The organism is Marinobacter sp. ES-1, from assembly GCF_000475255.1.
Taxonomy (GTDB): domain Bacteria; phylum Pseudomonadota; class Gammaproteobacteria; order Pseudomonadales; family Oleiphilaceae; genus Marinobacter; species Marinobacter vinifirmus.
The window spans coordinates 1-11,593 of the sequence record NZ_AXBV01000084.1 but is presented as its reverse complement, the minus strand read 5'-3'; the positions used below and the strand labels follow the sequence as shown (position 1 = coordinate 11,593).

The following is an 11,593-nucleotide window of genomic DNA, read 5'->3' as shown; positions in this document are numbered from 1 at the left end:
GCCGGGCCTTTGTGTTTCTGGCGATAGCTGTTACAGGGTGAACTCTGTTTTCAGCTTTTTCTCGGCCAGTTGGTTTTTCAGCTTGGCCACCTTGGGCAGGCCATTCTCGAACGGCGGGAAGCTCTCACCCTCAATCAGCGGCTGCAGGTAGTCACGGCACTCCTCGGTAATGCCGAAGCCGTCATCCGTAATGTAGTGGATAGGCATTTTCTTTTCCTGGTTAGCCACTTCGCTCAGGTTGGCCTGGCCAATGCTCCAGCGGTAAGGCTTGGCCTGGTCCCGCACGATGGTGGGCATCAATGCCTGTTTGCCGTTCAGGGCCATTTCCACGGCAGCCTTGCCCACGGAGTAGGCCTGTTCTACGTCGGTAGCGGAGGCAATGTGCCGCGCTGCGCGCTGCAGGTAATCGGCAACGGCCCAGTGGTACTTGTGGCCCAGGGCCTGTTTCACCATATTGGCCAGGGCCGGTGCAACACCGCCCAGCTGGGTGTGGCCGAAGGCATCCTTGGCGCCAGCGTCGGCTACAAACCGGCCGTCTTCGTACTGGGCACCTTCCGAGGCAACCACCACGCAGTAGCCGTAATCTTTCACGCACTGGTCTACCCGCTCCAGGAACTTCTCCCGGTTGAACGGGATTTCCGGGAACAGGATGATGTGGGGCGGCTCCCCTTCACCCTGGCCGGCCAGTCCGCCGGAAGCGGCAATCCAGCCCGCGTGCCGGCCCATCACTTCCAGGATGAACACCTTGGTGGAGGTTTCGCACATAGACTTGATGTCCAGGCTGGCTTCCAGGGTAGAGGTGGCAATGTACTTGGCGACCGAGCCAAAACCGGGGCAGCAGTCGGTGAACGGCAGGTCGTTATCAACGGTCTTGGGCACGCCGATGCAGGTAATCGGATAACCCATCTTGTCGGCCAGCTGGGACACCTTGTAGGCGGTATCCTGGGAGTCGCCGCCACCGTTGTAGAAGAAGTAGCCGATGTCGTGGGCGCGGAAGACTTCGATCAGGCGTTCGTACTCGCGCTGGTTTTCCGACAGGTTCTTCAGCTTGTAGCGGCAGGAACCGAAAGCGCCGCCCGGGGTATGAATCAGCGCCTGGATGGCGTCGTCTGACTCCAGGCTGGTATCAATCAGCTCTTCTTTCAGGGCGCCGATGATGCCGTTACGGCCGGCAAACACCTTGCCGATCTTGTCCGGGTGCTGGCGGGCGGTCTGAATAACGCCACAGGCACTGGCGTTAATAACGGCGGTTACCCCGCCAGACTGGGCATAAAACGCATTCTTGATAGCCATCTCGGGCTAAAGCCTCCTGCTGGTTCAATGATGGCGCAAATCATACGCGAATCAGGTGGAAGTTTCATGAGCATATACCGTGCCCTTGACCCCGCAGAAAGTATGGTAGAGGCTTGGCAGGTTTCAAACCGGAGGCCTTACCTTAATGCACATACACATACTGGGAATCTGCGGCACTTTCATGGGCAGCCTGGCGGTCATCGCCCGGGAACTGGGGCACACTGTGACCGGCTCCGACCAGGGGGTATACCCGCCCATGAGCACCCAGCTGGAGGCCCAGGGTATCTCGTTAATGGAAGGCTACCGGGTGGAGAACCTGGAGCCCAGGCCGGACCTGGTGCTGATCGGTAATGCCATGTCCCGGGGCAACCCGGAGGTAGAAGCCGTGCTGAACCGGCGCATCGATTACATGTCCGGCCCCGAGTGGCTGGCCCGGGAAGTTCTGCGCCATCGCTGGGTGATGGCGGTGGCCGGCACCCACGGCAAAACCACCACCACCGCCATGCTGCTGTGGATCCTGGACCAGGCAGGGTTTGATGCCGGCTACCTGGTGGGCGGCGTGCCCCAGGATTTCCCGGTGTCCGCGCGCCTGGGCAGCAGCGACTTCTTTGTCATCGAGGCCGATGAATACGACAGCGCGTTCTTTGACAAGCGCTCCAAGTTTATCCATTACCGCCCGAACACCCTGATCCTGAACAACCTGGAATACGACCACGCCGATATTTTCGAGAGCGTGGAAGCCATCGAGCGCCAGTTCCACCACCTGGTGCGTACCGTTCCGTCCCAGGGTCTGATCATTCGTCCGGCCCTGGACCAGCATCTGGATAATGCGTTGGAAATGGGCTGCTGGAGCCCGGTGCAGGATACCGCCATCGGCAGCGAGATCAGTCGCACCTCAGACTGGCGCGCGGAGCTGCTGGCAGAAGACGGCAGCCGCTTTATGGTCATCCACCACGAGCAGCCGGTGGCTACCCTGAAGTGGAAGCTGACGGGTATGCACAACGTGCGTAATGCGCTGTCAGCCATTGCCGCCGCCCGCCATGTGGGTGTAACGCCGGACCATGCCGTGGCCGCCCTGTGCCGATTCTCCGGTGTTAAGCGACGGATGGAGCTGGTGGGCGAGGTTGGTGGTGTGCGGGTGTATGACGACTTTGCCCATCACCCGACGGCCATTGCCCTGACCCTCGAGGGCTTGCGCAGCCAGGTGGGGGAGGAGCCGATTCTTGCCATTATCGAGCCCCGCTCCAATACCATGAAACAGGGTGTACACCAGCAGACCCTGATTCCCAGTGCCGCGGCAGCAGACCGTGTACTCTGGGGTAACCTGAGCGAGATGAACTGGCTGCCGGAACTGGTGAACGGCTGGCGTGCCGAGCACGGCGAGCTGGACCACCATGCTGTGGAAGAGTCGGTCGATGCCCTGATTGCCCGGGCCGTGGATCAACTGCCGGAAACCTGCCACATTGTGATCATGAGTAACGGTGGCTTCGGTGGTATTCACCGCAAACTGGTTGCCGAACTGGAGAAGCGTCGTGGCTGAAACATCACCGGTAATTAACCTGGCATTTACCGGCGCGTCCGGGGCCCAATACGGACTGCGCCTGCTGCAGTGCCTGGTAGCCAACGGTTGCCGGGTGAACGTGATGATCAGCAAGGCGGCCCAGGTGGTGATGGCCACTGAAACCGATTTTCGCCTGCCCGGCTCCACACCCGCCATGGCGGAGGCTTTATCGGCCTATGCCGGTGCCGAAGATGGCCAGGTGCAGGTGTTCGGCCGGGAAGAATGGTTCTCGCCCCCGGCCTCCGGCTCCGGCGAGAAAGCTCCACTGGTGGTTTGCCCCTGCAGCACCGGCACCCTGTCGGCCCTGGCCACCGGTGCCAGCAACAACCTGATCGAGCGGGCCGGGGATGTCGCCCTGAAAGAGCGCCGCAAACTGATCCTGGTGTTGCGGGAAACTCCCTATTCCGAAGTGCACCTGGAGAACATGCTCAAGCTCACCCGCATGGGGGCGGTGATCATGCCGGCCAGCCCGGGTTTCTATCACAACCCTCAATCCCTGGATGACCTGGTGGACTTCATGGTGGCCCGGATTCTTGACCACCTGGACTTGCCGCAAACCCTGGTCCCGCGCTGGGGTGCAAAGAACGCGGACTGATGCCTTCCCCGGGCGTTGGTTTTGGCCAAAGCGATTGATGGTTTTCACCATTGAGCCAAAACCCGCCCCGCCACAGACTTGCTGAACACAACGATAAACCAACCCGTTCACCGAGGTTCAGCATGATTCCACGTACTCTGTTCGACGCCGATCTTGAAGGCTTTCGCGATTCCGTTCGCAAGTTCCTGGAACAGGAAGCCGCGCCTTATCACGAGCAATGGGAAAAGGATGGCCAGGTCAGCCGCGAGCTCTGGCGAAAGGCGGGGGAGCTGGGCTTTCTGTGCCCGATGCTGCCGGAAGAGTACGGCGGCGTGGGGGCCGATTTCCGCTACTCGGCGGTGATTATGGAAGAAATCTCTCGGGCCGGTTTGTCCGGCATTGGCTGGGGACTGCACTCCGATATTGTGGCGCCGTACATCCTGAACTACGGCTCGGAAGAGCAGAAGCAGAAGTACCTGCCGAAAATGGCCTCCGGTGAAATGATTACCGCCATCGCCATGACCGAGCCGGGCGCCGGTTCTGACCTGCAGGGCGTAAAGACCACCGCCATTCGCCAGGGCGACCACTACAATCTCAATGGCTCCAAAACGTTTATCACCAACGGTCAGCTGGCAGACCTGGTGATCGTTGTGGCCAAGACCGATCCCAAGGAAGGCGCCAAGGGCACCAGCCTGTTGCTGGTGGAAACCGCCTGGGAAGGCTTCGAGAAAGGCCAGAACCTGAACAAGGTGGGCATGAAGGCCCAGGATACCTCTGAGCTGTTCTTCCAGGATGTAAAAGTGCCGGCCGATAATCTGTTGGGCAGCATGGAAGGGCAGGGCTTCTTCCAGCTGATGCAGGAGTTGCCGGCGGAGCGCCTGCAAGTGGCCCTGACTGCCGTAGCCGCTGCCGAAGCAGCCTGGCAGTGGACCCTGGACTACGTGAAAGAGCGCAAAGCCTTCGGTAAACCGGTTATCGCGTTCCAGAACACCCGTTTCAAGCTGGCGGAGCTGAAAGCCGAAATCACGGCCGCCCGAGTGTTTACCGACCGCTGCCTTGAGCTGCACCTGGACAAGAAGCTGGATATCCCCACTGCAGCCATGCTCAAGCAGCACACCACAGACCTGCAGTGCAAGGTGATGGATGAATGTGTGCAGCTGCACGGCGGCTACGGCTATATGTGGGAATACCCCATTGCCAGGGCCTGGGCTGATTCGCGGGTGCAGCGCATCTATGCCGGCACCAACGAAATCATGAAAGAAATCGTGGCTCGTTCATTCTGAGGGTTTTGACCCGACTGGCCCCGACACCGTGCGGGGCCAGTGCTTTACCAAACTTTACAATTTGCCAAGCCTGTCAAGGTCTCCCGGCAGGACATCCCCTAAAGTAGCGGCACAACCTCTAACAAGGATAACCGGTTGCCGCGATGAAACGCCTGACTGCTCTCTCCGTTCCCCTGCTTACCCTTGCCATCGCCGGTTGTGGCGAAGAATCCGACCAGCTGCCCGTGGATGGCCGCGAATTCGATGGCGTGAATTACAGCGAACCGGCGCCGTATCAGGGGCGGGTGATTGATGGCTATCTGAGGAATGCCAGGGTGTGGCTGGATGTGAACGGTGATGGAAAGTACACCGCGGAGTCGTTCACTGTAGAGCTGGATAATGGCAATTCTGCGGTTATCGAAGGCGGAGAACCCATGGCCATGAGTGGTCAGGATGGCGCGTTCAGCCTGGACCTTGCCGCTTTGCAGTTGTCACCCCAGGAAGGCCGACCGCTTGATCCACGGGACTACCCGCTGTTCGCAGCCGCTATTCCCGGAACCACGGTTGAGCAGACCGAAGTGGGGGATCAGGCCATAGCCGTGGGCTATGCTTTGTCGGCTAATCCCGGTGTCCGCAATGTAACGCCGCTGACCACCCTGGCCCGTTACCAGACGGCATTGGAATTGATGCCCGGGGGCGATCTGGGTGAGAGCCTGGCTGGCATCAACGTGACTGCGGATTATATCCGTGGGCAGGATGACCGGGCCCATGCCTATGCCCGGGCACTGGTGAAGTTTATGACGCAGCAGGTGGCAAGCAGCATGCCCGAAAGGGCGGGCGCAGAGCTTAGCCTTAGCCCGGAAGAGGCCCGGCTTCTGGGCACTTCCCTGTTGCGGCACGCTCCGGCCGTAATTACGGCCGTAGATCAGGCGGCTGGCGATGACTACTCCAGCGTGGCGATCGATACTCTGGAACTGCCGGATGTCACCGTCAGTATCACCGATCCGCTGGTGCTGACGGGTCAGCAGGTCTTTGCCCGCGCGGAAAGTGGTGAGCTGCCGGTGGCGCCGGATAACCTGGTTGCCTCAACCGGGCTTGAGTTTGAGTACGGTGAAGACGGGCGGCTGGCTAAAATTGTGGCGAATGGCTGCCTGGCGCTGTCGATGCCGGAACTGGCCCGGCTGATTGAAGCTGGTGGTTATATGGGCAGGCTTTCTACCCAGTGGCTGCCCTCGGTATCCCTCGCGCCAGCGGGTTGGGATGCGTTCAATCCTGAAAACGATCCCGACCAGGCAGTGGATGAAACTCTGACCTTTGACTGGGATGCCCGGATAATCGAATTCCAGACGTCGACACTTTGCCATGCAGCCAGGGGCATCGAACCGGCGTCCACCGAGCTTGGAGCCGGAGCGGAGGTTAGCTATAGCTGGAGTGAGCAGGACGGTGCAATTTCGGAGCTTGTTGCGACAGTCGGTGGCGTTGGTGCGAACGCGGGGGTTGTCTACCGGCTAGCTCCGGGTTCAGGGGAGTTGGTGGCCGATTACACTATTACCAAAGATGGCCAGCCACTCGAGTCTGTTGAACGGCAGGGCGAACCTGATCCCTGTAAGCCGGTTGACGAAGAAATCGCACAGGAAAACTTTGTAGTTACCGAAACCCTTGGCTATCTGTTTGCCGGCTATGAGCCACAGCCGACAACCTTTACCGACCTGGCGTTCGAATACGATACCCGAACGCTTTCAACAGACGGTGCTGAGGTAAAGGTCAATCGCCTCCTGCGCTATGCATTCCTGGATCCGGCGCTGGCCGGTTCGGGCAATGTGACGGCAGACGCCGGGTTCCAGTGGTTACTGCACTACGACTCCACGCCGGATGTAAATGCTCCGAACCTGATTCGGGAGGCTTATCTGTCTGATTATTCTGTGCAGAGCTGCGGAACCGGCAGGCCCGCGCCAGCCAGGGCCTACGCGAAGGTCGAGTACAGTTACATGAAGTTATCCGAGTATTTACTGGAAGCAATCCAATAAGAGTCAGGTGGATGTCGGGTGACGCTGTGCGCCCGGCAGCCCAGGCAGGATGATTGGGGGCGAAAGTACAAGGAAAACAAACGCAGAAAAACCGACAGCAGGCCGTTTGGCTTGGGCAGTGGCGCATCGTGCTTTTAAGGCTTTCTAAGGAATCTTTGTGGTTTTACCCATAAAGCTTCCGAGAACCGGAAGCATATAGTTTCCAAGCCCCTTCTTGCCCCCACCATAATCTCTCTATTGAAAGTGCCAGAATCCGTCAGGAATAGATGGGTGATGGAAGTTTTGGGTAGGCTCTATACACATGAAGAAACACCTTTTCCGTAAGGGCTGATATTTCTTCTTCCTCATAGTCATCCACGGGAAGACCGGTGCCCTCATCATAAAGGAAGTCGAAAATTTGCTGTTTGACTGCGTCGCGGGTTGATTCTTTTTGTCGCCAGTTTGATACGCGAAGTCTTTCTGCTTTCAAGGTTTCAAGTAACTGCGCCGCCACCTTTTTGATCCTAGCGATATCTTTTTTGGCGAGATCCGGCTTGCTGAGAAGGTCAAACAAGGCTAGGGACTCCTCATCCAACCCCTCTCTCACAGCTCGCCTCTCTTCCTGAGATAGCTCCTTGTCCAGCTTCAGCAGTGCCTCAAAGGTTTTCTCGATAACTACCTGGTCTTTCTCCTGGTTGTACTCCTTCACTAGCTGCTCGTAGTGTTCCTGGTAATCCGTCCGCAGGGGGTTTTGCATCATCAGGCGGGCCAGTTTCTTCTCCACCGCGTGCTTCAGGGACTGCACAGTTGTATTCTTTTGGTCGGAGCGGGCAAACTCTTGGCGCAGTCTTTCAAAGTCGATCTGGCTGATATCATACAGCCGCTTATCTTCAGTAGCAGGAGTCGTGACGTCTTCCCGCGTGCCAATATGGGCATCAACGATCCCATATAGGTCTCGCATGACCTCAGAAATATCCGCTTTTTCCTTGTCGGCCTGCAGGCTCTTATAAAGCACGTTGATGGCATCACGGGTGTCGCGGTATGCATTGATTCCCGGCACGTTAATGCAAGCTTTAAACTTGTTGAATACTTCCCGTGCTAACACTTCAAACCGCTTCCGGGTCTCGTCGTTCTCGTTAATTACTTCTTTGGCTTTGGCGATGGTGGCGTTCTTGCTGAACCCCGTCTCGGTCACAATGCGGTCCAACTCAAACTCTCGCTGGCGAAAGAACTCGATTACGAATGCAATAGATTCATCGAGGCTTTCCAGAAGTTCTGCATTGGGCTTTGCTGGTTCCTGTTCGTCTTGCTTGTCATCATGGCCTTCATCGCCCGTGCCGGCGAAGGTAGCCAGTGCTTTGCGTAGGTTTTTCAGAATGCCGCAGTAATCCACGATCAGACCATTATTCTTACCCTCAGCAACTCGATTTGCCCGGGCAATCGCCTGCATTAGCGTGTGTGCTTTCAATGGCTTGTCGAGGTACAAGGTCGCGAGAGTAGGCACGTCAAAGCCTGTTAGCCACATTGCACAGATAATGGCGACCCGGAACGGATGCTCCGGCGACTTGAATGCTTCCTCCATACCGAGTCGAGAGCCGTCTTCCAAGGCAAAACCTGATTTCATCAACTGACGGTGGGGTTTGATGTCCAGCCCCCATTTTTCGAACTTGGCAACTTCGCCCTGCTCCTCCGAAACCACAACCGCCATCAGGGTTTCTTTCATCCACAACAGTTGGCGTTCGCGCCAAGCCAAGTCCTGTTCGTCGGTTGCATCATTAAGGGCTTTTTCTTTGGCCCGAATCTCTTCCTGCCAATAGAAAAACATGAGCTTATGCATGCGCACACAGGTTATTTTGTCGATGCACACGAACATGGCTTTGCCGGTCTCCCAGCCGTTGGCGTAGTGAGCCACAAAATCCCTGGCAATTTGATCGAGCCGGCTGCTGGAGGTGATGATGTGGTAATCCCGTTTAAGCTCCCGTTCGAGGCGCTGCTGAACGTCCAGGTCATCTATTTCGAGCTCATCCAGCTTTTCCGCAATTTTCTGGTTCAGGCCTTTCGGGTCCGCCACGCTGTGCTGATTGCCGTCTTCGTCTGTGAATAAGAGCTCTTCACCACGGGCATCGTAATACAGTGGCACTGTCGCCTTGTCTTCCACCGCCCGCTGGAAATCATAGGTGGAGATGTAGTCACCAAAGACTTTCTTCGTTATTTCATCGTCTTTGAAAAGCGGGGTACCGGTGAAGCCAATGAAACTGGCGTTGGGTAGTGCGTTCCGCATATTCAGGGACAGGGTGCCGTACTGGGTGCGGTGTGCTTCATCGGTCACTACGATAATGTCATCGCGGCTGGAATAGGGGTTCTCGGGGTCTACTTTCTCGTTAAATTTCTGGATTAGCGTGAAAACGAAGGCCTTCTGCTGACCAACCAGGGCTTTCAGATCCTTTCCGTTTTCAGCACGGCATGGGTCTCTGTCGTTGTCTACCAGCCCACAACCGGCAAAGGTTTTGTAAATCTGTGTGTCCAGGTCTTCCCGATCCGTTAGCACCACAAAGGTGTAATTACCGCCGAGCTTTCGGTGGACCATCTGAGCGAAGAATACAATCGAATAGGACTTTCCGGATCCTTGCGTGTGCCAGAATACGCCCAGTTTTCCCTCACGTTCCTGCCGATGCTTTACCGCTTCAATGGCTCGGGTTACCCCCAGATACTGATGGTTCCGGGCGACAATTTTTACCAGACGACCAGAGCTCTGGTCGAACAGAGTAAAGTTCTCGAAAATGTCCATCAGATTGTGTCGGCTGCACGTGCCTTTCAGCAGAGTTTCCATTTCAACGACACCAGCATCGTCTTCATGCAGGCGCTTCCAGTCGTTGAAGTGCTCGAACTTACTAGAAACGGAACCAATCCGGGCATCAATGCCGTTACCCAGAATGATAAAAGCGTTGTGGTAAAGTAGATGGGGTACGGTGTCTTTGTAATCGGCAAGGTTTTGCTCATAAGCCGCACGTATGTCTTTGTGGACGTTTTTCACTTCCATAAACAGCAGGGGAATGCCGTTCACAAATCCCACCAGGTCTGCCCTGCGGCGATAGATGTCGCCCTTTACCCAGAATTCCCGCACCAGCAGAAAGTGGTTGTTCGCGTAGTCATTGAAGTCGAACAGCCGCAGTCGTTTTTTGACCCGCTCGCCTTTATCGTTCAGAAAGCTGACCTCAACGCCGTTCTTGTGCAGAGCGTATTTTTCCCGGTTTACCGCCAGAATGTTGGCTGTTGCCGGAATCTCGGTCACGATTCGAAGAGCTTCCTGATAGGCTACCTGAGGCAGTCCCGGGTTCAGCTCTACGAGCTTTTCCCCCAGATAGCGGGTTAACACTACTTCTCGCTCCGAGGTGCGACCAAGGTCACCCTCTTGGCCAAGGCGCTCATGCATGCCCATGACGGATTGGTTCCACTTGAGTTCATTCAGCAAATAGTCTGCGGTAACTTCCTGAACCAGGGTTTCTTCGGTCATGGCCATAACAACGGGATCCTTTTACTGCTCGGCCTTAATGAATTGATAGCGCACTGGACGGCTCAGCTTCTTGATCTGTTCCTCGTTTACAGCACGCTTTAGCCATTCGTTAACCTGCGTTTTATGCAGTCCCAGTTTTTCCGCAATGTCTTCCGCTGCAAGCGGTTCTTCGGCCAACCGGGCCAGCTCCTGCAAGAATAGCAGGTAGAAGTCCGCGGGTTCCGCACCTGCTGAACTGTCCTCGTTGTCGGTCGCAAAATTGGCCGTCTCTTCTTTGGCAGAAAATAAGGTCGGCTGTGATTGCTCAGCAAACAGATCATTGCTTTCAGTAACCTGATGTCCATTGGGGCTAGGGCTCTCAAGCAACTCTCTGACAGAAATCTTTTCGGGGCTGCTTTTACACCAATGGCCCCCCTGATTCACCAGATCCATATTGGCGGCGGCAGGGTCATCGGTCGGTTTTACCCAGAGAGGCACCCAGCAGTGTTTCAGATTCTCCTTAGCGCCGTTAAAGGTGCCGCCTTTCTTGCCGGAGTGGATCACGAGCGAACTGTCTGCCAGGCAATAGATGTATTTGTTTCTTGCCATGGCATTACCAGCGCTGAAGCCCGCCTCGGGGTAAAATGGGGATACCAGAACAAGGTTGCCGTCCATCAGGCCTTTACGCCACTTTGCGCTGGTGGCGGCTTTCAGAAGACTGTCTGCCATAACACCGATCGTAGGGCCGCCCTCTTCAATAGCCCCAAGCATGGCGGTTTCATCCACGCCACGAGCTCCACCAGACACAATGGCGATACCTTCAGAGGCAGCCTTGGCGCCAACCTGTCGAGTGAACTGCAGGTCTTCCTCATTGGCGTTTCGGGAGCCAATGACCGCAAGGCCGCCGGTATTGAGAAGCGCTTTATTGCCGCAGCCGAATAGCACCGGAGGTGAGTCGGTTTTGAGCCTTTGCTTCAGGCGCGTGGGGTATTCTTTGTCGGAGCGGGTAACCACCCAAAGACCAGCCCGTTGCCATTTTTCGACCGCCAACGCCAGGCTGTGTCCACGGTTCAGCAAGCTGACAATACGGTCGTGGGTTATCTTGGCATCGTGCCAACTCTTTAGCTGGGCCTGCGGATCAGTCTTCAGCAAATCAGCCGGGGTGCAGCTCTGGTCCCGCAGCCATAGCGCAAACCGGCCCCACTCTTTGTTGGTCAACGGTCGCGCCTGTTCCGACGAAGCTTTGGAGAAATAGCTGGTCAGCAATAAGGTGGCTTGTGCGGTATGGGATAGATTCATGAGTCTTTTACCGAAGAAGAAGCCAAAGCAACCGGGTAAACAAAACCGCTGCCGGCTTGTTGTAGCAAGGCGGCGATAACAGTCAGAGTTATTGTCAAATCTGGT

7 protein-coding genes are annotated in these 11,593 nt (G+C 56.6%); 4 read left to right on the top strand and 3 right to left on the bottom strand.

Annotation, left to right across the window (positions count from 1 at the left end; genetic code table 11):
* Positions 1 to 30: 30 nt before the first annotated feature.
* Entirely contained in the window at positions 31 to 1,293 is a 1,263-nt protein-coding gene (locus tag Q668_RS14085; RefSeq protein WP_022990265.1) for a 6-phosphofructokinase, read from the bottom strand.
* A 145-nt stretch (positions 1,294 to 1,438) separates the two neighbouring features.
* Between Q668_RS14085 and mpl the strand changes: the two genes are divergently transcribed.
* The 4 genes from mpl (at position 1,439) to Q668_RS14065 (ending at position 6,717) form a co-directional block, all read left to right on the top strand.
* Positions 1,439 to 2,833, top strand: coding sequence for a UDP-N-acetylmuramate:L-alanyl-gamma-D-glutamyl-meso-diaminopimelate ligase (gene mpl, locus Q668_RS14080; RefSeq protein WP_022990264.1), 1,395 nt, complete (start codon positions 1,439 to 1,441; stop codon positions 2,831 to 2,833).
* Positions 2,826 to 3,449: a flavin prenyltransferase UbiX gene (locus Q668_RS14075; protein ID WP_022990263.1), complete on the top strand. Its 624-nt coding sequence runs from the start codon at positions 2,826 to 2,828 to the stop codon at positions 3,447 to 3,449. The genes mpl and Q668_RS14075 overlap by 8 nt, the downstream gene beginning before the upstream one ends.
* Positions 3,450 to 3,571: 122 nt before the next feature.
* The gene (locus Q668_RS14070) at positions 3,572 to 4,711 is read left to right on the top strand and encodes an acyl-CoA dehydrogenase family protein (protein WP_022990262.1); all 1,140 of its coding nucleotides are present in this window, start codon (positions 3,572 to 3,574) and stop codon (positions 4,709 to 4,711) included.
* Positions 4,712 to 4,854: 143 nt separating this feature from the next.
* Entirely contained in the window at positions 4,855 to 6,717 is a 1,863-nt protein-coding gene (locus tag Q668_RS14065; protein WP_022990261.1) for a hypothetical protein, read from the top strand.
* Between the two features lie 256 nt (positions 6,718 to 6,973).
* Here Q668_RS14065 and Q668_RS14060 read toward each other — a convergent pair whose 3' ends face one another.
* Both Q668_RS14060 and Q668_RS14055 read right to left on the bottom strand, forming a co-directional pair.
* Entirely contained in the window at positions 6,974 to 10,216 is a 3,243-nt protein-coding gene (locus tag Q668_RS14060) for a type I restriction endonuclease subunit R (protein ID WP_022990260.1), read from the bottom strand.
* A gap of 15 nt (positions 10,217 to 10,231) precedes the next feature.
* A partial coding sequence (locus tag Q668_RS14055; protein WP_319802711.1) for a DNA-processing protein DprA occupies positions 10,232 to 11,593 on the bottom strand: 1,362 nt, incomplete at its 5' end.